This is a genomic window from Streptomyces sp. NPDC030183 (assembly GCF_055573455.1).
Genome location: NZ_JBVIBK010000014.1, coordinates 97,885 through 121,753, shown reverse-complemented (window position 1 = coordinate 121,753; position 23,869 = coordinate 97,885). Strand labels below are relative to the sequence as shown.

The window sequence follows — 23,869 nt, the reverse complement described above, 5'->3', positions numbered from 1 at the left end:
TCCCCTCTGGGACGGCGCGGACTGGGTAAACGTTCGGGCGCCGGCGGTCCGGGCGACCCCTTCGTGATGCTTGCGCCGGTGCGCCGAACGTTCCGGCCGCTTCCCGCGTCACAGGGGGGACAGCGGTCGCGCGGGCGGCCGCCCCGGGGGGCCGGAGGGCCGGATGAACAGGCGGATGAGCATGCGGGTGGGTACGGCCGCGGCCGGAGCGGTGCTCGCGCTGGGGGCCCTGCAGGGGTCGAGCTCGGGCGCGCAGACCGTGGCGGAGGTGTCGTCACCGGCGACGGTGTGCGAGGGAACCCGGCCGGAGGGCAGTCTCGCGGGCCTGGGCAGCCCTGAGGACACCCCGTTGCAGCGGACGCTCAACCACGTGGACAAGATCGCCTACGGCCGCTACGCCGACATCTTCACCGGTATGGAGGTCGACGAGGAGGGCTCCGGTGTGAGCATCTACCGCATGCCCTCCGCGTCCTTCGACGCCGCCGTCTGCGGGACCGCCGAGAAGGGCGTCACCGTCCGGCTGCACGACACGGACATCAACGCGGGGGACATCGACGCCCTGGCCGACCGGATCAGCGAGGACATGAGCCGCTGGGACGGCACCTTCCAGCTCCGCGAGGTCGGCCAGGACGGCAGGGGCCACGTCCTCGTCGGCGTCGACGACCCGGAGACGGCCGAACCCATCCTCCGGGCGGCCTTCGGCGAGCGGAACGCCAAGTACATCAGGGTGGAGTACGCGCCCCAGGCGCAGCTGCTCTGAGCGCGGCTCGATCACCGGTTCGCGGCCCCCGCGAAGATCCGCTATGGTTGAGCACGAGCCGCTCGCCGGAACACCGGGAAACGCTCAATGCGTTGGTCGTCTAAGGAAAGACGCCCCACTTCCTGTGGGGAAATGCAGGTGCAAGGCCTGCCCGGCGCTCCACTACGAACCCCGTCCCGCGGTCAGCGGGACGGGGTTCGTGCCGTTCACGGCCCCGCTACTCCAGGGCCGTCCACGTCCGCGCGGCCCTCGTCGCCGTGTCCACGTCCCGCAGGGGCCGCAGCCGGTAGGTGTACGCGTAGTCGCGGTCGGCGAAGAGCTTGAACTCGTCGTGGGTCTGGGCGCCCCAGCTGTTGTCGCCGCCCACCCCCATCTGGCGGTGGTTGACCCGCAGGACGACGGCGTCGCGGGGCGTGAGCTGGTAGTCGTGGCGCGCCCCGCAGGAGAGGTCCTCCGGGGTGAAGTGGGAGGCGTTGACCTCCAGGAGGGTGCCGGGCTCGGCGGAGACGAGGAGGCCGGCACCGGAGCGGTCCGTGAGCGCGGCCCAGCGGACGTCGGTCTTGTTGCCGTTCTCCTGGGGGCGGATGTACGGCGTCCACTGCCCGGCGACGGTGCCGGAGTAGCGGCCCACGTCGGTGCCGTCCTTGCGGTCCCAGTGGTTCTCCTGCGGCCCCCGGCCGTAGTAGTGGAGGCGGTCCAGACGGCGCGGGAGGAAGAGCAGGGTGCCCACCTCCGGGATGTACGGCAGGGACGCCGCCCCCGGGCGCAGGGTGTTGTCGACCCGGATCTCGCCGTTGCCGAACACCGTGTACGTGGTGGTGTACGCCGACTCGGTGCTGGTCGGAAGGGTGCCGCTGACCTTCACCTGGACGGCCCGGTCGGTGCCCGGCGTCCGTACCGTCACCTCCGTCACCGTGCGCCGGGCGCCCGCGTCCCGCCAGGTCTGGTTGCGGGTGTGCTGGCCGTTGCCCCGGTCGTTGTCGGTGGGCGCCCGCCAGAAGTTCGGTACCGCGCCGGAGTCCAGGAGGCGGGTGCCGCGCGCCTCGTACCCGGTGAGCAGTCCGTCGGCCTTGTCGACGGTGACGGAGAAGCCGCGGCCCCTGATCACGACCTTCCCGGCGGTCTCCTCGTACCGCAGGGCCGGCACCGCCGCCGGCCGGATGGGCTTCACGGCGGGAACCGCGGCCTTGACGGGCAACTGCTGCTTGGCCACCTCGAAGCCCGCCTTCGCCCACGGGGTGCGTTCCCTGGTGGTGAAGGAGAGCTGGAGGAAGTACTCCGTGCCGGGGGCCGGGGCGGACGGCAGACGGAACGGGACGGTGATGTCCTTGCCGGAGAGCGGGGGGACACTCAGCTGGGCGCGGGTGAGGCGGCCGCGCTGGACGACCTCGCCGTCGGCCAGCAGCGACCAGTGGCCGTCGTAGGCGCGCAGGTCGGTGAAGAGGTGCTCGTTGGTGAGGGTGACCGGCGCTCCGGGGGTGAGCGGGCCGCCGTTCGCGGGGGCCGCGCCGACCGCCTGGTAGACCTGCTTGACCTCGGCCGCCTTGCCGGTGAGGCGGCGGTCGGCGGTGAGGATGCCGTCCGAGGTGGAGTTGCCGTCGTTGGGGTTGTCGCCCCAGTCGCCGCCGTAGGGGAGGAACGTCCGCTCGCGGGGCCGCTTCTCGGTGAGTTCGGCGGTCGCCGCGTCGAACCAGAACCGGACGCCGTCGTCGCCGGGGCCCCGGCGCTCGTCGCCCAGCTCGGCGGCGCTCAGGGCGCGGGCGTACACACGGGCGCGCCGGATGGTGCCGCTGAACTCGCGGGTCGGGTTGTCGACGTCGGTGGCCAGGGCGAGGGGGGCGGTGGTGGAGGCGGGCCGCCGGGTGGTGGTGCGGGTGGCCTTGCGCTCGCCGTCGACATGGAGGGAGAGCGTGCCGGTGTCCGCGTCGAAGACGCCCGCGATGTGGTGCTCGGTGCCGGTCCAGCCCTCGGCGGGCAGGGCCCAGTTCACGGCGATCCACTGGCCGCCGCCGTAGAGGAAGAACTCCAGGGTCCGGTCGGTCTGCTTGAGGGCGTACTGGGTGTCGCCCTTGGCGAGGATCGGCTGGTGGTAGCCCGTGTGGTGCGGGGTGACCCACGCCTCCAGCGTCAGCGAGCCGGTGAGGTCGAGGCGGTCGTCGCGGGCGAAGACGGTGCCGCCGGACACGCCCTTCCTCCGGTCGAAGGCGCCGGACGCCGGCAGGACCTCGCCCCGCAGGCCGCCGGGCCCGGACTCGGTGAGCAGGATGCGGGACGGCGTGGGCCAGGCCAGCGACTGGTCGACGAAGTCCCAGATCCAGCCGCCCTGGAGGACGTCGTGGCGGCGGACCAGGTCCCAGTACTTGGTGAGGTTGCCGTTGGAGTTCCCCATCGCGTGGGCGTACTCGATCATGACGTAGGGCCGCCGGTCGGCGGTGTCCTTCGCCCGCTGCTCGACGCGGCCCGGGCTGTCGTACATCTCCGAGCGGATGTCGCTGATCGCGGGCCGGTCGTCGCCCTCGTACTGGACGACGCGCGTGGTGTCGTACGACGTGATCCAGTCGCGCATCGCGACGAACGTGCTGCCGCCGCCCGCCTCGTTGCCGAGGGACCAGATGACGACGCTGGCGTGGTTCTTGTCGCGGTGGACCATGTGCTGGGCGCGGGCCACACACGCCTTGGACCAGTCGGGGTGGTCGCCGGGGTACCGGTCGCGGATGCCGTGCGTCTCGATGTTCGCCTCGTCGACGAGATACAGGCCGTACTCGTCGGCCAGCTCGTACCACAGCGGGTTGTTGGGGTAGTGCGAGGTGCGGACGCTGTTGATGTTGAGCCGTTTGGCGAGCGTGATGTCCTTGACCATGTGCGCCCGGGTGAGGGCGATACCGCCGTCCGGGTGCATCTCGTGCCGGTTGACGCCCCGGAAGGAGACCGGCTTGCCGTTGACGCGCATCAGGCCGTCCTTGAGCGCGAACTCGCGCAGACCGACGCGGTGGGAGACGGTCTCGGTCACCTTCCCGGCGGGGTCGCGCAGCCGGAGGACGGCGGTGTACAGGTTCGGGTGCTCGGCCGACCAGAGCCGGGGGCGGGGCACGGCCTTCGCGGCCCGGACGGTGACGTCCTCGCCGGCCGCGCCGACGTCGACGGACTGCTGGAGCGGGCGGGACCACACGGGGTGCCCGCCGGCGTCGTAGAGCTGGGTCTCGACGGTGTGGCGTCCGGCGCCCCCGCCGCCGTAGTCGCGCACGCTCGCGGTGACCGACAGTTCGGCGGCGGTGTAGTCGTCGCTGAGCGGGGTGTCCAGCTTGAAGTCACGCAGGTGCACGGAAGGGGTGGAGAAGAGGTAGACCGAGCGGAAGATGCCGCTCAGCCGGATCATGTCCTGGTCCTCCAGCCAGTCGCCGTCGGAGAACCGGTAGACCTCGACCGCCACCTGGTTGGTGCCCGGCTTGAGGTGGTCGGTGATGTCGTACTCGGCGGGCGTGTACGAGTCCTCGCCGTAGCCCACCATCTCGCCGTTGATCCACACGTAGTGGGCGGACTTGACGCCCTCGAAGTGCAGGAAGGTCCGCCGTCCCGCCCAGCCGCGCGGCACGGTGAACGTGCGGCGGTACTGGCCGACGGGGTTGAAGCGGGTCGGCGCGGCGGGCGGCTGCGCCTCCTCCCCGAGACCGTTGGGGCCCCACCACGGGTAGGTGATGTTGACGAAGATGGGGCGGTCGTAGCCCTGGGTCTGCCAGACGGAGGGGACGGCGATGGTGTCCCAGGCCCTGTCGTCGACGTCCGTGCGGTAGAAGTCCTCGTCCCGGTCGTCCGGCCGGTCCGCGTACGCGAACCGCCACCGGCCGTCGAGGCTCAGCCGGTACGGGGAGTCGGTGCGGTCCGCCTTGAGTGCCTGTCTGACGTCCGCGTACGGCATGAGGGTCGTGTGGGGTGGTTCGGCGCCGACCCGGAAGAGCGCGATGTCGCCGTTCCACTCGGTGCCGTCGAACATGACCGCCGCGGCGGCTTCGGCCGCGGCCGTCGTCGCGGTGCGGGTCACGGCCCGGGCTGCGCTGCCGGACAGGGCGAGGGCGCCGACGAGCGCGGCGCCGCCCTCCAGCAGACGGCGGCGGCTCACTGCGCCTGGGTGCGGGTGATGCATGACCGGGGCCTTCCTCGTGACGACTTGGGGGAGTGCGCGTACTGAGGACCGTCGGATGCTGTCCGTTGTTGTTGAAAAACCGGGCTCACAGTAGGACTTCGAACAGAAGGGGAGCAATGAGCCTGTCGGAATCTGTGTGGTCCTGGGGGCGGGTGGGGTGAGCGAGGGAGGGGGGAAGGGGGTGGGGGGAGGGGGGAAGACGCACGCAGCCGTGCGGGTGGGTCCGGCGGGTGTCGTCCGGGCCGGGCCCCGTCGCGCCGTTACGGTGCGCGGATGGTGGCAGGTCTGGCGTTGGCACTGTGCGCCGCGCTGTGCATGGGTACGGCGACGGTGTTCCAGGCGCTGGGGTCGCGGCGGACGGCGAACGGGGGCGCCGACGCGAACTCCGGCGCCGGTGCCCAGGCCCGTGAGGCCCGGGGGCGGTGGGGGACGGTCGTGGCGGTGCTGCGGGGGTGGCCGTTCCTGCTGGGCGCCGGGCTGGACACGGCCGGATTCGGGGCACAGGTGGGGGCGTTGCTGCTGGTGCCGCTGTTCCTGGTCGAGGCGGCGGTCGCCGCGTCCCTGGCGATCACGGCGGTCGTCGGCACGTTCGTCCTCGGACTGCGGCTCAGACGCGGCGAGTGGGCGGCCGTGGCGGTGGTGTGTCTGGGGCTCGCCACACTGGCCGTGTCCGCCGGGCGCGCGGGGGACGGCGACGGTGACGAGGCGCTGCGGGTGACGGTGCTCGTGGTGTCGCTGCTGGTGGTCGCGGTCGGCTGGGTCGTGGGCGGACGGCTGCGGCGCGGTCGGGCCGTCGTCCTGGGCGCCGCCGCCGGCTTCTGCTTCGGGCTGACCGCGACCGCCGTCCGGCTGCTGCCGGAGGCGTCCGTCCCCGCCGTACTGGCCCAGCCGGCGGCGTACGCGGTGGTCGTCTCCGGGCTCGGCGGCTATCTCCTGCTCGTCCAGGCCCTCCAGTCCGGCTCCGTCACGGCGGCCACCGCGGCGATGGTGATCTGCGAGACCGTCTGGCCGGGCCTGTTCGGTGTGGCGTGGCTCGGCGACACCACCCGGCACGGCTACACGGCGCCGGCGGCCGCCGGGTTCGCGGCCTGCGTGGCCGGAGGCGTGGCGCTGGCCCGGTTCGGGGAGGCGGGAGACGGCGAGGGTGCGCGAAGTGCCAGCGCGGCCAGGCCGCCTGACGGGACGTCATGACAGATGTCATGGTCCCGCCGTGAAGGCCCTCGTCCAGCGGAACGATGTGCCCTGCACCGGTTCCCGCGAGACTTCAGGACATCGAGAGCCGAAACGGGGAGAGACAACCATGCGCATCAAGCGCCTCGTGGGTACCGCCGTGGGCACCACCCTGCTGATGGTCACCGCCGTGCCCACGGCGTCCGCCGCCGCCGACACCACCACAACCCCCCACCCGTCCGCCGCCCCCGGCACCCTGGACCGGGCCGCGCTGCGCACCACGCTCGACGCCGTCCACGAGGCCGGCATGTACGGCACGTACTCCGCCGTCCGCGAGGGCCGCGACCGCTGGAAGGGCGCCTCCGGGCTCGCCGACGTGGACACCGGCCGCAAGGTCACCCCGGACATGCGGCACCGCGTCGGCAGCATCAGCAAGACGTTCACCGCGGTGGCGATCCTCCAGCAGGCGGAGAAGCGGCGGATCGACCTCGACGCCCCGGTGACGCGGTACGTGCCGGAGCTCTTCCCCGGCGGCGACCGGGAGCGCGGCGACGCCATCACCGTACGGATGCTGCTCAACCACACCAGCCACCTCGGCGACTACGTCCTCGGCGCCTTCCCCTCCCTCGCCCGGAACTCCACCGCCAGCCTCGACGAGCACCGCTTCCGCTCGATCAGCCCCCGGGAACTCGTACGCCTGGGCCTGGCCGCCCCCGCCACCGGCCGCCCCGGGGCGCAGCCCGGCTCGTACTCCAACACCAACTACGTCGTCGCCGGCCTCATCCTGGAGAAGGTCACCGGCCAGAAGGCGGCCGCGTACCTCACCCGCCACGTCATCGACCGCGCCGGGCTGCGCCACACCGCGTTCCCCAGCACCCCGTACATCAAGGGCCCGCACGCGAGGATGTACGAGTCGTTCTTCGGCCTGATCGACCCGCCGCGCGACTACAGCGTCTACGACATGTCCTGGGGCTACACCGCCGGCGCCATCACCTCGACGATGGACGACCTCAACCGCTTCTACGCCCGGCTGCTCGCCGGGAAGCTCGTCGGCCGGGCGTCGCTGGCCGAGATGCAGCGCACGGTCCCGGTGGCGGTCGCCCCCGGCGTCACCATCGACTACGGCCTCGGCCTCTACACCTTGGAGATCCCCGGTTGCGGCCGTTTCTGGGGCCACGACGGCGGGGTCTTCGGCGCCGGCACGCTCAGCCTCACCCGGGCGGACGGCAAGCGCCAGCTCAGCATGGGCTACACCCTGATGAAGTACCAGCGCCTGAACGAGGACGGCACGCTGGAACCGAGCCCGATCGACGAGGCGATCAACGTCCATCTCGCCGAGGCGCTGTGCGACGCGCCGGCGCCGGACACCGCGGGGACGGGGACGGGCTCGGGTACGGACGCGAAGCCGTCGTCGGGGGTTTCGGCCGGGACGCCGGACGGCGGACGGGTGCTTCCCGACGGGCTGGTCGGCGTGGACCTGTCCACCGGCCACGCGGCGGTGAGCCCGGCCGTTCCGGTCTCCGACTGACCCCTTCCGGCTGGGTAGGCTGATCCGCTCACGCCTCACCGGGAGAGTGCCGCCGTGCCCACCTTCGTCATCTTCGACCTGGAGTTCACGACCTGGCCGGGAGCCGCCGCGGAGGACTGGTCGGCGCCCGGTCAGCTCCGCGAGATCGTGCAGATCGGGGCGGTGCGGCTGGACGAGCGGTACGCGGTGGTGGAGGAGCACGAGACGCTGGTCCGCCCCGTGGCGAACCCCCGGCTGTCCCCCTTCTTCACCGAACTCACCGGCATCACGCAGGAGTCGGTGGACGAGGACGGCGTACCCCCGGCCGAGGCCCTCAGCGACTTCCTGGCCTTCTGCCGGGGCGGGCCCGTCCTCTCCTACGGCAACGACATGCTGGTCCTCGGCGAGAACATCGGCTGGGCCCGCGCCCGGGGCGAACACATCACGCACACACCCCTCACCCCCGGCTTCCTGAACATCCGACCCTGGCTGAACGCGGTCGCCCCGGCGACGGCCGGCCTCAACTCGGGCCGCCTGTGGGAGGGGCTTGAGCTGCCCCGCCCGGCCGCCGAGGGCACGGAACACGCGGCGCTCTTCGACTGCCACTCGATCGCGGCGGCGCTGCGCCACCTGGCGGAGGCGGGGATCACCCTCCCGCCGGGGCTGCTGTAGCCGGGCGGTCGGGGGGCCGCCGGGGCCGGGGCATTACCCCTCAGGTCATCGACGCGCCCGCGGGCGGGCTGCCAGGCTCGTCCGCGCGGGGAGACCACCGGAGCACGACCCTCCTCCGACTGCCACCGACCGAAAGGACACAGCACACCATGACCGCCTATGTCATCGCCCACCTGCGCGACGCCGCCCCGCACCCGGACATCGCCGAGTACATCGAGCGCATCCCCGGCACGTTCGAGCCGTACGGCGGTCGCTTCCTCGTCCATGTCACGCCGCACGAGGTGAAGGAGGGCAGCTGGCCGGGCCATGTCGTGATGATCGGCTTCCCCGGGATCGCGGAGGCCCGCGCCTGGTGGGACTCACCGGCCTACCAGGAGATCGCCCCGCTGCGCTCCCGGCACATCGAGGGCGACATCATCATGGTCGAGGGCGTCCCCGCGGACTACGACCCGGCGGCCACGGCGAAGGCCATGCGGGAGGCACTGGCCGCCGACGTCCCGCCGCCGCGCCCGTGAGGCGGCCCCGCTCCGCCCCGCCGGCCGGGCGCGGGGGATCGTGACGGGGCCCGCGTTCCTCCCTAGGCCCTGTCGTCGAATTCCCACCTGCCCCGCGACGCCATGCACGCGCTCTCGACGCACCGGGCCCCGACCCGAGTACGTCCAGTACTCGGGTCAGGGCCCGGCACGCCGAGAGCACGCACCTGACGCCGCGGGGCCGCCCTTCGGGCGACGGCGGGAATGTGACGACAGGGCCTAGACTCCGCTCCATGAGACGGGGAACAGCGGTGCGCATGGCGGCAGTTGTGGTTCTCGCGCCCCTCCTGACGGCCTGCGGCGCCGAGCACGATCCCCTCTTCGTCACGGGCACCGCGGCGGAGCCCACGCTCGCCTGGCGGGACTGCCCGGCCGCGCGGGACGACGGGATCACCGAGGCGGCGCTCTACGAGTGGGACGACTCCAGCACCGTCGACGACCCCGGACGGACGCTGTGGCACATCAGGGCGACGGACGGAGGAACCCTCGCGCAGCGGATACGACTGGGCACCGCCCCGGACGGCTTCACGACCGAACGGCCCTTCACCACCGCCCTGGACCCCGGCACCACCTACGCCCTGCGCACCAACATGGCCTCGGACGACCAGGTCTCCGGTTTCCTCACCTTCCGCCCCGAGCAACTCGCCCCCGAGAGGGTCGTGTTCAGCGACTCGCAGTCGGAGTCCCGGGCGGACTACGACGACCGGGACGACGAGGAGTTCGGCTGCTTCGCCGACTGAAGACGGAACGCCCGGCGACGGTGCGGCCCGGCGACGGTGCGGCCCGGCCACGGTGCGGCCCGGCCACGGTTCGGCCGGGCCACGGTTCGGTCGTTCAGTCGGTCAGTCGGTCAGTCGGTCAGTCGGTGAGGCGGGGGAGCACGGAGACCATCTTCGGGCCGAAGCGGGCGATCAGTACGTCGTCGTACGAGAGCAACTGGGGCGGCATGCCGTAGTTCAGCGGCTTGCCCTTCCCGAAGAAGTCGACGCGGTGGTGCCAGACCTGCCGTCCCGTGCGCAGGTCGAGACCCGACAGGTCACCGGTGGGGCTGAGGAAGAACACGACCCCCCGCTTCTCCGACACCACGGGTGAGGCGATACCCGTCATCGACTCCTCGTCGGGCATGGGGACGCCCACCGGGCGGGTCCACAGGACCTTGCCCGTCCGCAGCGAGTAGGCGCGGGCCTCACCCTCCCAGTTCACGGAGATCACCCGGTCACCGATGACGTCCAGGTTGGCCTGCGCTCCCTGGAGGGGCATCGATCGCTCGACCTTCTGCCCCGAGCCGCTGACCAGGGTCATCCTCAGGTTCTTGCCGGCCGCGCCCCTCTCCGTGCCGACCACCAGCCGGTTTTTCGACGTCCCGATGAGGGAGCGACCGCCGAGGAGTTCCGTGACCTTCTCGGCCTTTCCGGTGGTGGGGTCGAGGCGGAGGACGTCGGTGGACGGGGGATGCTTCACCTCTCGCCGGCACACGAGGTACGGCACCCCGCTCAGCACCGCCCGGTCACACCAGACGCCCTTGTTCCATGTGTGGCGCCACTTCGTCCTGCCGGTCCTCGGGTCGAGGGCCGACACCGTGCGGTCCCTCGGGGTGTTCGCCAGCACCGCGCCGTCGATGAGCAGCGCGGACTGCGCGTCCCGGTTGTCGTTCGCCAGCTCCGCCTTCCACAGCACCTTCCCGGTGCCGGCCTTCACCGCGACCAGATCGGTGCCGCCCGCGTAGTTGCCGTCGGGCTGGCTCCGCGCGGTGTGGTTCTGGTACGCGTAGACGACGCCGTCGCGCACGGCGATCGGGTGGTCGTGGCTGTAGCCGCCGCTGCGGACGACCTTGACGGTCCACTGCCGTTCGCCGGTGCGGGCGTCGAACTTCGCCGCGTCGTACCTGCCTCCGGCGCAGTACAGCGCGGCGCCGTCCACCAGGCAGCCCCGCTCGGCCGCGCCCTTGGCGCTGATGTTCCACGGCTTCCAGCTCTGCGGTGACGCCGCGGGCCGCGCCGGCCGGTCCTGGTCGGCCGCGCCACCGCCCCCGAGGCCCAGCACCGTCCCGGCGGCGATCGCGGCGACGGCCACCGTCGACCCCGCGGCCTGCGCGAGACGGCGCCGGTCACGCCGCCGCACGACCCGGTCGACCAGGTCCCCGGGCGCCCGCACCCGGTCCAGGTCGACCGCTCGCAACGTCTCCCGGACCTTCGCCTCCACCTGCTCCGTCGTCATCCCCGGACCCCCCTCGGTGCGTAGCTGAGCTGCGTGACCTGTTCCACGGGCGCGCCGGTCCCCTCAAGCCCTTCAGGCCCCAACTCCGGAACGAGGGACCGGAGTTTGGCCAGCGACCGGTGCGCGGTGCTGCGGACCGTGCCGACGGGGCACCCCAGCAGCGCCGCCACCTCGCCCTCCGGCAGATCCTCGAAGTAGCGCAGGACGACCACGGTCCGCTGCCGCTGGGACAGCCGGCGCAGTGCCGCCCACAGCGCGATCCGCAGCTCGGATCCCGCCCCGGCGTCGCCCTCCGCGGCGGAGTCGGGCAGGACCGGCACGGTCGTCTCCGCGCGGTGCCGGCGCAGCCGCCAGCGGTTGACCTGCTGCCGGTACATGATCTGCCGTACGTACGCCTCGGGCTGCTCGATGCTCGCCCAGCGCCCGTATGCCTTCATCAACGCGATCTGCAGCAGGTCCTCGGCGGCATACCGGTCACCTCCCGTGAGCAGCACCGCGAGCCGCAGCAAGGCGGTGGACCGCATCGCCACGAACTCCCGGAACTCGTCATGCCCAGAGGCCTTCATCGACCCTCCCCTTCTCCACACCCCCCACGACGAGGCGAGCGCCCCCCGGCTATCCCCTCGGGGAGAAGATTCTCCGCCGCCTGTTGGCCCGGCACTCCGCAAGGTGCACAGATGGGAGGTGAGTTCATGAACATGAACTGATTCGATGAACTTCCCCTTCCTTCACCCGTTTCTGTTCCTCCATGTGAACAGAAAGTTCTGTCTGGTCCATTGACGCGTTCAGGCCGGCTCCCTACCTTGCGGAGAAAGCGCTTTCCATACCCGCAGATGGAGGCCCCCCATGCGTCAGAGATCCGTCATGGCGTGCACAGCCCTGCTGTCCGGCACGCTCGTCGCGCTGGCCGGCGCGACCACCGCGCAGGCGGCGACAGCCCGGTACGAGGCGGAGAGTTCGCCGGCCGTCTGCGCCGGCACCATCGACTCCGACTGGACCGGCTACTCGGGCAGCGGTTTCTGCAACGGGACCAACTCGACCAGCGGCTACGTCCAGTTCACGGTGGCGTCCGGCGCCGCGGGCACGGCGACGCTCGGCGTCCGGTTCGCCAACGGCACCACCACCGCCCGGGCCGCGAACGTCGTGGTGAACGGCTCGACCGTGGCGACCGTCTCCTTCGAGGGCACGGGCACCTGGTCGGGCTGGACCACGAAGAGCCTGTCCGTGCCGGTGGTGGCGGGCGGCAACACCGTCCGGCTCACACCCACCTCCGCGGCCGGGCTGCCCAACGTCGACCGCCTCGACGCGACCGTGCCCGACGGCACCGGCACACCCCCGGCGGCCTCCGCCCTCTACGTCGCCCCGAACGGCGCCGACGGCGCGGCCGGCACGCAGTCCGCTCCCACCACCCTCACCTCCGCGATCAGCCGGATCAGCGCCGGCGGCACGATCTACCTGCGCGGCGGGACGTACCAGCACTCCTCGACCGTCACCATCCCGGTCGGCAGGAACGGCACCGCCTCCGCCCGTACGACCCTGGCCGCCTACCCGGGCGAGACCCCGGTCCTGAACTTCGCCGCGCAGAGCGAGAGTCCGTCCAACCGGGGGCTCCAGCTGAACGGCTCGTACTGGCACGTCAAGGGGATCGTCGTCGAACGGGCCGGTGACAACGGCATCTACGTCGGCGGCAGCCACAACGTCATCGAGCGTACGGTGACCCGCCACAACCGCGACACCGGGCTCCAGTTGGGACGCGCCACCTCCACCACCCCGGCCGCCGACTGGCCGTCGGACAACCTGATCCTGAGCGCGGAGTCGCACGACAACGCCGACTCCGACGGTGAGGACGCCGACGGGTTCGCGGCGAAGCTCACCACCGGGACCGGGAACGTCTTCCGGTACGCCGTCGCCCACAACAACATCGACGACGGCTGGGACCTCTACACCAAGACGGACACCGGACCCATCGGCCCGGTGACCATCGAGGACTCCCTCGCCTTCGAGAACGGCACGCTCAGCGACGGCTCCCAGGCCGGCAACGGCGACCGCAACGGCTACAAGCTCGGCGGCGACGACATCGCCGTCAACCATGTCGTGAGGCGCAGCATCGCCTACGACAACGGCAAGCACGGTTTCACGTGGAACAGCAACCCGGGCACGATGACGGTCTCGGGGAACGTGAGCGTCGACAACACCGAACGCAACTTCAACTTCGACGGCGGTACGTCGCTCTTCCGCGACAACACCTCGTGCCGGGGCGCCGGCGGGACGAACGACCGGGTCATCGGCAACTCCGACGGCTCCAACCAGTTCTGGTCCGGTACGAACGGCTCCCGCTGCTCGTCGTACTCCGGCGCGATGAAGTGGTCCTTCGCCTCGGACGGCCGCCTCGTGGTCACGTTCGGCGGGTGACCTGCCGGGCGGAGACCGCGGGGTCTGGACAGCCCGCTGATCCCACGACGCGGTGCCGGGCTCTCCCGGCGCGGCATTCGCGGAGGCGGCATGCGTAGAGGCGGACGGCCGTGGGACCTCTCCTCGCGGCCGTCCGCTTCTTCGTGTGGAGGGCGCGAGGTGTCAATCCCCCTGTGTGTCGCCTCTCTTGCTGTTCGAGGAGCGCAGGGGGTCGACGACGCGGAGGAGTTCACCCACGGCGAGGGTCCCGGTGGCGACGGCGCGGACCCAGCGGGGGCCGCCCCGGGCGGCCCAGAAGACACAGGCGCAGCCGCCGATGACGAGTACGAGGACGCCGGACAGTATGAGCACGGTCATGCTCGTTCCCCCTTCGCTTCTCCGGTGATCGTCCGCGCATCCTCTCAGGCGGCCGCCGCCCTCCGGAGCGGGCGGACCGGAGTGTCAGTGGTGCGTTGTACGTTCCGCTCATGGGCGTGTATCTGGTGAGTGTCGGGGCGCAGGACTGGTTCGAGGGGGCCGGGGACGAGGAGGAGGACGGGTGGGCCCACGTCGCCTCCGCGCTGAACGAGGAACTGGGCCGGCGGGGGCTGCCGCCCTATGACTCGGTGCCGGAGGAGGCGGAGTTCGTCCGCGGGTCGGGCCAGCGCTTCGAGGAGAAGCTGGTCCCCTCCATGGACGGGTTCGTCGCGCTGTGCGGGGCGCACCTCTCGGCCGAGGAGGTGGAGGTCCTCTGCGGCTGGTCGGTGCTGGTGCCGTTCTCGCTCGACGAGCCGATACTGCTGCCCGTCGGCTCCGGGTACACGGACGAGACCCTCGTCGCCGGCGCCCCGCAGATGCTCGCGCTCGCCGAGAGACTGGCCGAGGCCGTCGACCTGCCGGCCGAGACCCCGGCCATGTGCGACAACCTCGACCTGACCCTGTGGTTCATGGACGGACCGGCGAGAGAGCTGGCCGCGTCCCGGCGGGGGCCGTGGAGCGAGGACCTCGACGCGGCCTTCTACGTTGCGCTGTATCTGCGCGCCGCCCAGCACTCCCTCCGCCGGGGCTGCCCGATCGTCTACACCTGAGGCCCGCTGCCGGAGCGGTTTCCCCGGAGACGCCGGGGACGCCGGCGACGCCGGTGATCGTCTGCGCCGGGGACGCCGCTGCCGATCGTCTCCGCCGGGGGACTCCGCTGCCCGGCGGGCGCCCCCGGCCGCGAACAGCCCTCCGGTCAGGCCGCCCGTCAGGCGGCTCGCCGAGGCACCGGCCGATCTGCACGTCGAGACGCTCGTCGACGGGGAGACCGGCGGCCCCAGGGGCACACTGGAACGGCTGCGCCCCGAGCCGGGGGACATGCTCCCGGCGAACGGCGCGCAGATCACCGGTTTCCGTCTGTCCCTCTTCAAGGGCATGGGCAGCACCCGCGGCAACGCCGAGTCCGGTTTCATCCGCAGCGTCGACGACGCCGTGCACCGCTTCTACGGCTCCGTGGTGGTCCACGTCGACCGTCCGTCCGCTCGCCGGGCCCCGGCCGCCGAACGGACCGCCGTCGGCTGAGCCCACCGGAGCGACCGGGCCGCCGCGGGCCCGCGAGAACGGGGCCGGCCTGCACTCCGGCGGCGGTAGCATCGCGCGCGGCGGGACCGGGGAGCGGTCCCCGGTCGGGTGGTCGGGCCGAGCGGGTCGGCCGCCTGTCGGTTGGGCTGGTCGGGTCGGTCGGGCCAGGCGGGCCGGGGCGGTGCGTCGGGCCGGGCGGTGTGTCGGTTGATGCGGAGGGTGTGATGGGCGGCGGCGATGCGGAGGACGGGACTCCGGGGCTGCGACGGGATGCCCGGCGGAACCGGGAGCTGCTCCTCGCGGCGGCCCGGGAGGTGTTCGCCGAGTGGGGGCTGGAGGCGCCGTGGGACGTGATCGCGCGGCGGGCCGGGGTCGGCAACGCGACGCTGTACCGGCACTTCCCCACCCGGGCCGCACTCGTGGACGCCGTCTTCCGGGACCGGCTCACCGGCACGATGGACGCCGGTGAGCGGGCGCGGGGTGCCGCGGACGCCTGGCAGGGGCTGCACGCCTATCTGCGGGTGGTGTTCGCGACGCTGGCCGCCGACCGGGGCACCAACGACCTCATGACCACGCGCGTCGAGGGCGTCGAGGCGCTGGACGCCGTGCACGCGCACAACAGGGAGACGATGAAGCTGCTGCTCACGCGCGGCCGGGCCGAGGGCACCGTGCGGGGGGACGTGACCGTCGAGGACGTGCTCTTCGGGCTCGCCGCCCTCGGACGTGCCGTGCCCGCGCTCACGGCCGCGACCGGTGCCGACGCCTGGCAGCGGCCCCTGGCCCTGTTCCTCGACAGCCTCCGGCCCCCGGCCTCCCCGCCCGCTCCCGCCCCCGCCCTGCCGGGGGACGCCCTCACGGCCGCCCAACTCGGTGCCGTACTGGAGGAACTGGGGCCTCATCGGGCGCCCAAGGTGTAGCCCTTCAGGCGCCGCTCCCGTCCTCGTCCACCGTGATCGCCGACGTCGGGCAGACCGCCGCCCCTCCCGGACGGCCGGGTGGTGGGGCGGGGCCGGTTCCGGGTCGAGGAGGACGACGACGCCGTCCGCGGAAGGGGACCGGTGTGGATGCCCGTGAGGCGGGGGAGCGCATCGAGCGGGAGCTGCTGATCCTCACGCGCGACCGTCTTCGCGCCGTCCACGTTCACCCGGCAGACCTCGGCGCTGCTGCGCGACGGTCTGGTGGAGCGGATCCTCGACCCCGAGGGGGGAGTGGCCCGGGAGTTCCGGATCGCCGGGGTTCTGGCCACGCCCGATGGCCGGGGACCGCTGGCAACGGGGGCGGCCCCGACCGCGCGGGGTGCGCGGTCGGGGCCGGCCCGGTGGTCGTCGCGCCGCTCTCAGCTGACGCAGACGATGCCGCCGAGCAGGCACAGGCCCGACGGCGAGGTCGCGTCCGAGTCCGAGGAGCCCGAGCCGTCGGAAGCGCCCGTGTCCGAGCCCGACCCCGAGCCCGTGCCGGAACCCGAGCCGGTCCCCGTGTCCGTACCGGAGCCGCTCCCCGACCCGGAACCCGACCCCGTACCCGTGTCCGAGCCGGTGCCGGAGTTCGCGGAGTCGTCGGCGGCCGGAGGCGTGGTCGCCCCGCCCGACGGGGTGTCCGGGGAGCTGTCCGCACCCGCACCGCCGTGCGGCGCGGAGCCCGACTGCACGCGCTGACCGGACGGCGCGGTCGCGGCCGTACGCGATGAGTCGCCCGTGTCGGCGCCGGTGTCCCGCTGCTGCGCGCCGGACCGGTCGTAGGAGGAGCCGCCCCGGGACGCCCGGCCCGGCGAGGAGTCCGGGGAGCGCCGGGTCTCGTCGGGGCGCGTGTCCGGTGTGCGGCCGCTCTGCGAGCCCTGTTCCTCGACGGCGGTCAGGCCCTCGGCGTCCGGGGCGGTGGCCGCCTGCGTCCGGTCGGTGGACTGGCGGTCCATGCCCATCACGGTCAGTCCGCCGCCGACCAGCGCCACCGCGGTCGCGACCACGGCCCGGCGCTGGTTCTTCTTCCAGCGGGCCATCTGCCGCCGCCGTGCAGCCCTTCCCCGCGGCGCGGCCGGGACGCCCTCCACGTCCTCGACCTCGACGTCCGCGGCGCTTCCCGCACCCGCGGCGCCCGAGGCGGCGGCCGGCGCCCGCTCCACGGGCGGTTCCGGCTCCGCCGGCCCGCCGTCGTGCCAGGTCTCCTCGGCCGCCGAGGCCGTCCCGTCGTGCCAGGTCGTCCCCTCGGCGGTGGGGGCCGCGTACTCCCAGGTCGCCGCCGGAACCGTCGGGGCGACGGCCGTGGAGGTCGTCGGAACGGGCCTCGTCGGGGCGATGTCCGGCGCGTACGCACCGCAGCCGGGGCAGACGAGGGCGCCGTTGAGGTGTCGGCGACATGAGGAGCAGTAGTCCATGGAGGTCTTCCTGTGTCGGCATGCCGTCGACCCGCCGGGTCGCGGCCCGGTCACGTCGTTCGCACGTGGGATCGAGCGGATCGAGCGGTCAGCAACGCTAACGAGCCATTCTCAGAGCTGTGTGCACACTGTGTGATGCTCCTGGGTGGGTTCTCCGGGGACTTCGCGCCGGTTCACAGCACGGTGTTTGGGCGTCACCGTCCGCGGTTTTCTTGGATTTCTTCTCAACAGGCAACCCCCGCACGGTTTTCACCTGTCTCACAGGGTGCTCACAGACCGGTTGCAGCCGGAGGCGTTCGGGGGAGCGCCCGCAGCATCGGCGGCCGGTCGTCCGTGGGTTGTCCAGTCCGATGCCACTGACCATGGCACTCGCAGACGAGGAACCTATGACCAGTCAAGAACACCGCAGCCGTCTGAGGCGTCCCGGGCTCGCCGCCCTGGCCACGCTCGCCGTCGTCGCCACCGTGGCGGGTGCCGCCCCGGGCGCTGGGGCCGCGCCCGCGGCCAAGGCGGGCACCCCGAAGCTCAAGCTGATCGCCGCCTCGAAGTCGGTGACGGCCTACCGGTACTCGGAGGGCGGCACCTTCCTGGACCTGGGGACATACGTCACGGTCGACGGAGCCCCCCTGGAGTTCAAGGTGACGCGGAAGTCCTACAAGGACCCGATCGTCGCGAAGCAGATCTTCCGGAACGGCAAGAAGACCACGACGCGGACGCTTCCGGCCGGGCTGGTCACCGACCACTCCGGGCTGTCCGGCTTCCTGGAGATCTCGCTCAAGGACGCCGCGGGTCAGCAGGTGCTCAAGACCGCCAGCGACTTCTGCCCGAACAACGCCTCCGGCCGCATCCGCCCGGACGCCCCGTCGACCTCGCACTACCCGCAGAGCTGCTCCCGGAACCCGTGGACGCTGGGCTCGGTGTGGGGTGTCGAGAAGGGCTGGGCGGTCAACACCACCCAGTACCGCTACGACGACGCCATGGACATCCCCGCGGGCGAGTACACCGCCGAGGTGGGCATCGCGAAGAAGTACCGCGACCTCTTCGGCATCCCGAACGACCGTCCGACCATCAAGCTGACGGTGCAGCAGATCGACGAGGGCGGCGAGGGCGGTGAAGGCGGCGTGGGCGTGGGCGCCAAGTCGTCCGGCCACCACGCCGCCGGTCATGGCGGTCACGGCGGTCACGACGCCGCTCCCGTCGACCCGACCCAGCCGCCGCTGCACGGCTTCGGCCCGCGCGGCGAGGACGTCCCGATGCCGCCCGCGTTCCCCCACGCCCTGGCGGACCGGGGCATGGCCAAGCACCTGGGCGACGGCCCCGGCCACACCGACGGGTCCCGTATCGCGCCCGCGCTGAAGCCGGCCGCCAAGCGGCCCACCGGCAAGGCCGGCGCCCCGGCGAACGTGCCCAAGCCCGACCTGCGTTCGCTGCCCGCCTGGGGCATCTCCATCACCGACGGTGAGGACGGCGACGTACCCGGCAAGGACTACCTCGCCTTCAGCGCCAACGTGTGGAACGCGGGCCCCGCGCCCCTCGTCGTGGACGGCTTCCGCAAGCCGGGCGCCGACCTGATGGACTCCTACCAGTACTTCTACGACGCCAAGGGCAAGCAGGTCGGCTACTCCCCCGCCGGCACCATGGAGTGGGACCCGCGTGAGGGCCACATGCACTGGCACTTCACCGACTTCGCCAGCTACCGCCTGCTCAGCGCGGACCAGACGAAGGAGGTGCGCTCCGGCAAGGAGGCGTTCTGCCTGGCCAACACCGACGCCATCGACTACACGGTGAAGGGCGCCAACTGGCACCCGGAGAACACCGACCTGTCGACCGCGTGCGGTTCCCAGGAGGCCATCTCCGTCCGCGAGGTCCTCGACGTCGGCTCCGGTGACACCTACACCCAGGAGCGCCCCGGCCAGTCCTTCGACATCACGGACCTGCCGAACGGCACGTACTACATCAAGGTCATCGCCAACCCGGAGAACCGTCTCAAGGAGAGCGACACCAAGAACAACGTCGCCCTCCGCAAGGTGATCCTCGGCGGCAAGCCCGGCGCCCGCACGGTGCAGGTGCCCCCGCACCACCTGATCGACGCCCCGTAACCGATCGACGGCACACTCAGCCATGAACCCCCGGGTCCCGTACCCGGGGGTTTCGTCGTGCGGGAGCTTCGTCGTGCGAGGGCTTCGTCCTGCCGACATTGCATGATCATGCATAGTTGTGCATACTCTTCCTATGTCCAAGGTCCTCACCTCCCTTCCGGCCGGCGAGCGCGTCGGCATCGCCTTCTCGGGCGGGCTCGACACCTCGGTCGCGGTCGCGTGGATGCGCGACAAGGGCGCCGTCCCGTGCACCTACACCGCCGACATCGGCCAGTACGACGAGCCCGACATCGCCTCGGTGCCCGGCCGCGCGAAGACCTACGGTGCCGAGATCGCGCGCCTGGTCGACTGCCGGGCCGCGCTGGTCGAGGAGGGCCTGGCCGCGCTGACCTGCGGCGCTTTCCACATCCGCTCCGGCGGGCGGGCGTACTTCAACACCACGCCGCTGGGCCGTGCCGTCACCGGCACGCTGCTGGTGCGGGCGATGCTGGAGGACGACGTCCAGATCTGGGGCGACGGCTCGACCTTCAAGGGCAACGACATCGAGCGGTTCTACCGCTACGGCCTGCTCGCCAACCCGCACCTCAGGATCTACAAGCCCTGGCTGGACGCCGACTTCGTCACCGAACTCGGCGGCCGCAAGGAGATGTCCGAGTGGCTGGTCGCGCACGGCCTGCCGTACCGGGACAGCGCCGAGAAGGCGTACTCCACCGACGCCAACATCTGGGGCGCCACCCATGAGGCGAAGACCCTGGAGCACCTGGACACCGGCATCGAGACCGTGGAGCCCATCATGGGCGTCCGGTTCTGGGACCCCGAGGTCGAGATCGCCACCGAGGACGTGACGATCGGCTTCGACCAGGGCCGCCCGGTCAGCATCAACGGCAAGGAGTTCGCCTCCGCCGTCGACCTGGTGATGGAGGCCAACGCCATCGGCGGCCGCCACGGCCTCGGCATGTCCGACCAGATCGAGAACCGCATCATCGAGGCGAAGAGCCGCGGCATCTACGAGGCGCCGGGCATGGCCCTCCTGCACGCCGCGTACGAGCGTCTCGTCAACGCCATCCACAACGAGGACACCCTCGCCCAGTACCACAACGAGGGCCGTCGCCTCGGCCGGCTGATGTACGAGGGCCGCTGGCTGGACCCGCAGGCCCTGATGATCCGGGAGTCGCTCCAGCGCTGGGTCGGCGCCGCGGTCACCGGCGAGGTCACCCTGCGGCTGCGGCGCGGCGAGGACTACTCGATCCTCGACACCACCGGCCCGGCGTTCAGCTACCACCCGGACAAGCTCTCCATGGAGCGCACCGAGGACGCCGCGTTCGGCCCGGTCGACCGGATCGGCCAGCTCACCATGCGCAACCTCGACATCGCCGACTCCCGCGCCAAGCTGGAGCAGTACGCCGCGATGGGTCTCATCGGCACGGGCGGCCCCGCCGCGATCGGTGCCGCGCAGGCCGCCGCGACCGGGCTGATCGGCACCATGCCCGAGGGCGGCGCCGAGGCCATCGCCGCACGCGGCGAGTTCACCGGCTCCGACGACGACGAGCTGCTGGACCGCGCCGCCATGGAGTTCGGCATGGACTGACCCCCTGCCGAAGAGGATCTCCGGACCGCGAGGGGCCGGGTCGACGCGACGAGCGCCGGCCCGGCCCCTCGCGTCGTCAGTCGACGCGGGACGCTGACGGCCGGCACCGATCTCGCGGAAGCGGCGGCCCGGGAGAGGAGAGGAACCCCAGCCGACGCGCGGCTGGGGTTCCCGGGGTGGTGGGTCACGGTCGGGCGGTCACCGTGGGCCGTGTGGGTCAGCGACGCAGGGTGAGGAGGCCCGGCCGGTACGGCAGCTTCAGGTAGTCGGTGCCGTCCGACGCGGGGTTCCGGCCCTGGTAGAGGAACCGCAGGTCGCAGGGGTCGACCGTCATGGTCTGGTCGGGGTTGTCGCGGACCAGGTCACCGTGGCTGATGTCGTTGGTCCAGGTGGCACCGCTGTTGGCCTTGCCCGCGAAGGGACGGCTCTCGCTGTCGGCCTGCGGGGTCCAGGAACCGCTCAGGCTGGTGGCGGTGAAGGAGCGGAAGTAGCGTCCGCCCGCCCCCATCGCCTCGACGATCATCAGGTACTGGTTCCGGCCCTTGACCTTGTAGACCTCCGGCGCCTCGAACAGCCTCGCCTTCGTGTCGCTCATGATCTTCGTGTACGACGAGCCGAAGCTGCCGGGGAAGTTACCGATCGGAATGACCGACCGGTAGATGCCGCCGTTGTCGTCGGCGAAGAACAGGTACATGTTCTTGTCGTCGGCGATCACGGTCGGGTCGATCGGGCCGCCCTCGGAGCCGGCGGGGAGGCTGCCGGTGAACAGCGGCTTCGGCGCGGACCAGCCGTCGGGGTCGGTGGGGTCGCTGGACGTGCGGTAGGTGAAGGTCCAGGCGGTGCCCCAGCCGTTGGAGACCAGCACCCAGGTCTTCTTGGGCGCGAAGTAGAACAGCTTGGGTGCCACCGCGCCCTGGCTCATGCCCTTCTGGCCTGCCGAGCCCATGTCGGACCAGTTCGTGAAGGGGGCGAACGCCATCGAGCCCCATCCCGACGCCGAAGCGGTCGTCCCGTAGACCAGGTGCTTGCCCTTGTACGTCACGGTGGTGAAGTCCTTCAGCCCCACCCAGCCGTTCGACGGCTGCGCCAGCGGACCCGTCGAGGTCCACCGGTAGGTCGACGGAAGAGCGCAGGTGCCGCCCTTCGTCGAGGCGGGGCTGAACCTCCAGCGCTGGTGGGCGCCGCCCTTGGAGTCCCCGATCCGCACGGGGGTCCCGTTGGCGGTCCGGCCGCGAGGGGTTTCCAGCACGCGACCGCTGGCGACGTTGGTCAGCGTGTAGGAGCCGTCGCTGTTCCGGTGGGCCCGCCAGCGCTGGTTGGCACCGCCGTTGGCGTCCCAGAGCTGTGTCCTCGTCCCGTTGGCGGTCTGGTTGCCCGGCGCGTCCAGGACGCGGCCGCTGGCGACGTTGGTCAGGGTGTACGAGCCGTCCGCGTTGCGGTCGGCGCGCCACTGCTGGTGGGAGGTGCCGCGGGCGTCCCAGATCCGCAGCGGGGTCCGGTTGCCGTTCTTCCCCGCGGGCTTGTCGAGAACGCGCTTGGCGGCGACGTCGGAGAGCGTGTAGACGGCGCCGGAGGTGATGCCCCCGCTCGGCGCGCCCCCGCCGCTGCCGCCGGCCAGGGCCTTGAGCACCGCGCTGTACGCGGGCTTCTTCCGGCCGCCGCCGTCGAACAGCAGCGCGTTCTCACCGGTGCGCCAGGAGTCGCTGTCGCGGATGCCCCACACCGTGACGCCCTTGCAGCGGTCGACGGTCAGGCACGCCTTGACGGCGTCGGTGTACGCGGCGGCGGACGCCTGGGCGATGTCCAGTTCGGTGATCTGGACGTCCACGCCGAGCGCGGCGAACTCGGACAGCGTGGTCCGGAAGTTCGCCGGCGGACCGCCGGCGCCGAAGTGGCTCTGGAAGCCGACGCAGTCGAGGGGGACACCGCGGGACTTGAAGTCCTTGACCATGCGGTAGACGCCCTGGGTCTTGGCGTCGGACCAGTTCTCGATGTTGTAGTCGTTGTAGCAGAGCTTGGCCGCGGGGTCGGCCTTCCGTGCGGTGCGGAAGGCCTCCTCGATGAAGCCGTCGCCCAGCACGTCCTGGAACACGGAGCTACGGTGCCGACCGCTGCCGCCGTCGGCGAAGGCCTCGTTGACGACGTCCCAGGCGTAGATCTTGCCCTTGTAGTGGCTCATCGTGGTGGTGATGTGCTTGTTCATCACCGCGCGCAGGGTGGTGGCGTCGCGGATGGAGCCGACCCAGCCGGGCAGCTGGGAATGCCACACCAGGGTGTGGCCGCGCAGGCGCTGACCATGCGCGGTGGCGTGGCTGACGATGCGGTCGGCGCGGGCGAAGTCGAACGACCCGCGGGAGGGTTCGACGGCGTCCCACTTCATCTCGTTCTCCGGGGTGACCATGTCGAACTCCCGGTCGAGGAGGGTGGAGTACGTCGAGTCGCCGAGCCTGCCCGCGGCCACCGCCGTCCCGAAGTAGCGGCCGCTGCCGGCCGCCGCGTCGGCGAGCACGGTCGGCTTGGCGGGCTCCGGTGTGCGGGCGGCCTGGGCGACCAGCGGGACGGCGGCACCCGCGGTGGCGAGGACCAGGGCGGCGGCCAGCACATGGCGGGTCGCCGGGCGGCGGCGGTGTGAACGGTGCTGATCTGGCAAGGGTTTGGTCTTTCTGGCGCTGTGGGGGCCTCGGCCCCTGACATCCGCCAAGTCGGCGCCGCACACCCGAAGGTTGCCGTGGACGGGGAAGTTCTCCGTCGCGCCGGAGATCTCGTGCCGAGCCGCGCGGGCGCCGGGATACGGAACCCTGACCGCTTCGAGGATCACCCTGGGGATGCGGCCGACGGGACGACATGTAGCGTCATCCCT

General features: G+C 72.0%; 17 protein-coding genes and 1 pseudogene. 12 read left to right on the top strand and 6 right to left on the bottom strand.

The genetic code is table 11. The features are described from left to right. The first annotated feature begins 175 nt into the window (after positions 1–175). Complete coding sequence (locus ACZ4Z2_RS18640; RefSeq protein ID WP_468077277.1) at positions 176–760, top strand: hypothetical protein; 585 nt, start codon at positions 176–178, stop codon at positions 758–760. A 217-nt stretch (positions 761–977) separates the two neighbouring features. Here ACZ4Z2_RS18640 and ACZ4Z2_RS18635 read toward each other — a convergent pair whose 3' ends face one another. After that, the gene (locus ACZ4Z2_RS18635) at positions 978–4,901 is read right to left on the bottom strand and encodes a glycoside hydrolase family 2 TIM barrel-domain containing protein (RefSeq protein ID WP_468077275.1); all 3,924 of its coding nucleotides are present in this window, start codon (positions 4,899–4,901) and stop codon (positions 978–980) included. A 273-nt stretch (positions 4,902–5,174) separates the two neighbouring features. Between ACZ4Z2_RS18635 and ACZ4Z2_RS18630 the strand changes: the two genes are divergently transcribed. From ACZ4Z2_RS18630 to ACZ4Z2_RS18610, 5 genes are all read left to right on the top strand, one after another. Next, the gene (locus ACZ4Z2_RS18630) at positions 5,175–6,092 is read left to right on the top strand and encodes a hypothetical protein (protein WP_468077273.1); all 918 of its coding nucleotides are present in this window, start codon (positions 5,175–5,177) and stop codon (positions 6,090–6,092) included. A 109-nt stretch (positions 6,093–6,201) separates the two neighbouring features. Further along, positions 6,202–7,599 (top strand): serine hydrolase domain-containing protein, encoded by a 1,398-nt coding sequence (locus tag ACZ4Z2_RS18625; RefSeq protein WP_468077271.1) that lies wholly within the window; start codon positions 6,202–6,204, stop codon positions 7,597–7,599. Positions 7,600–7,653: 54 nt separating this feature from the next. After that, positions 7,654–8,250: an exonuclease domain-containing protein gene (locus ACZ4Z2_RS18620; RefSeq protein WP_468077269.1), complete on the top strand. Its 597-nt coding sequence runs from the start codon at positions 7,654–7,656 to the stop codon at positions 8,248–8,250. 149 nt (positions 8,251–8,399) lie between these two features. Continuing rightward, positions 8,400–8,765 carry a DUF1330 domain-containing protein gene (locus tag ACZ4Z2_RS18615; RefSeq protein WP_468077267.1) on the top strand — a complete coding sequence of 122 codons (366 nt, stop codon included), beginning with the start codon at positions 8,400–8,402 and terminating at the stop codon, positions 8,763–8,765. A gap of 251 nt (positions 8,766–9,016) precedes the next feature. Beyond that, positions 9,017–9,523, top strand: a complete 507-nt coding sequence (locus ACZ4Z2_RS18610) for a hypothetical protein (RefSeq protein WP_468077265.1) — start codon at positions 9,017–9,019, stop codon at positions 9,521–9,523. Between the two features lie 118 nt (positions 9,524–9,641). On the opposite strand, the gene ACZ4Z2_RS18605 is transcribed toward ACZ4Z2_RS18610, so the two are convergent. Further along, a complete protein-coding gene (locus ACZ4Z2_RS18605) occupies positions 9,642–11,000 on the bottom strand; it encodes a PQQ-binding-like beta-propeller repeat protein (RefSeq protein WP_468077263.1) in 1,359 nt (452 codons plus the stop codon). After that, positions 10,997–11,566, bottom strand: coding sequence for a SigE family RNA polymerase sigma factor (locus ACZ4Z2_RS18600; RefSeq protein WP_468077261.1), 570 nt, complete (start codon positions 11,564–11,566; stop codon positions 10,997–10,999). The genes ACZ4Z2_RS18605 and ACZ4Z2_RS18600 overlap by 4 nt, the downstream gene beginning before the upstream one ends. A gap of 280 nt (positions 11,567–11,846) precedes the next feature. On the opposite strand from ACZ4Z2_RS18600, the gene ACZ4Z2_RS18595 reads away from it, so the two are divergent. Beyond that, positions 11,847–13,412, top strand: a complete 1,566-nt coding sequence (locus tag ACZ4Z2_RS18595; protein WP_468077259.1) for a carbohydrate-binding protein — start codon at positions 11,847–11,849, stop codon at positions 13,410–13,412. A 162-nt stretch (positions 13,413–13,574) separates the two neighbouring features. Here ACZ4Z2_RS18595 and ACZ4Z2_RS18590 read toward each other — a convergent pair whose 3' ends face one another. After that, positions 13,575–13,769, bottom strand: coding sequence for a hypothetical protein (locus ACZ4Z2_RS18590; protein WP_468077257.1), 195 nt, complete (start codon positions 13,767–13,769; stop codon positions 13,575–13,577). A gap of 110 nt (positions 13,770–13,879) precedes the next feature. Between ACZ4Z2_RS18590 and ACZ4Z2_RS18585 the strand changes: the two genes are divergently transcribed. From ACZ4Z2_RS18585 to ACZ4Z2_RS18575, 3 genes and pseudogenes are all read left to right on the top strand, one after another. Beyond that, on the top strand, positions 13,880–14,479 hold the full coding sequence (locus ACZ4Z2_RS18585) for a hypothetical protein (protein WP_468077255.1): 600 nt from the start codon (positions 13,880–13,882) through the stop codon (positions 14,477–14,479). A 157-nt stretch (positions 14,480–14,636) separates the two neighbouring features. Next, positions 14,637–14,951: pseudogene (locus tag ACZ4Z2_RS18580) on the top strand (TerD family protein); the annotation flags it as partial. A 224-nt stretch (positions 14,952–15,175) separates the two neighbouring features. Beyond that, positions 15,176–15,868, top strand: coding sequence for a TetR/AcrR family transcriptional regulator (locus tag ACZ4Z2_RS18575; RefSeq protein ID WP_468077253.1), 693 nt, complete (start codon positions 15,176–15,178; stop codon positions 15,866–15,868). A 419-nt stretch (positions 15,869–16,287) separates the two neighbouring features. Here ACZ4Z2_RS18575 and ACZ4Z2_RS18570 read toward each other — a convergent pair whose 3' ends face one another. Further along, on the bottom strand, positions 16,288–17,322 hold the full coding sequence (locus ACZ4Z2_RS18570) for an SCO2400 family protein (protein WP_468077251.1): 1,035 nt from the start codon (positions 17,320–17,322) through the stop codon (positions 16,288–16,290). A 386-nt stretch (positions 17,323–17,708) separates the two neighbouring features. Between ACZ4Z2_RS18570 and ACZ4Z2_RS18565 the strand changes: the two genes are divergently transcribed. Further along, positions 17,709–19,421, top strand: a complete 1,713-nt coding sequence (locus tag ACZ4Z2_RS18565) for a lysyl oxidase family protein (protein WP_468077249.1) — start codon at positions 17,709–17,711, stop codon at positions 19,419–19,421. A 133-nt stretch (positions 19,422–19,554) separates the two neighbouring features. Next, complete coding sequence (argG, locus tag ACZ4Z2_RS18560) at positions 19,555–21,009, top strand: argininosuccinate synthase (protein WP_468077247.1); 1,455 nt, start codon at positions 19,555–19,557, stop codon at positions 21,007–21,009. 217 nt (positions 21,010–21,226) lie between these two features. On the opposite strand, the gene ACZ4Z2_RS18555 is transcribed toward argG, so the two are convergent. Continuing rightward, a complete protein-coding gene (locus ACZ4Z2_RS18555) occupies positions 21,227–23,659 on the bottom strand; it encodes a non-reducing end alpha-L-arabinofuranosidase family hydrolase (protein WP_468077245.1) in 2,433 nt (810 codons plus the stop codon). Between the last annotated feature and the right edge of the window lie 210 nt (positions 23,660–23,869).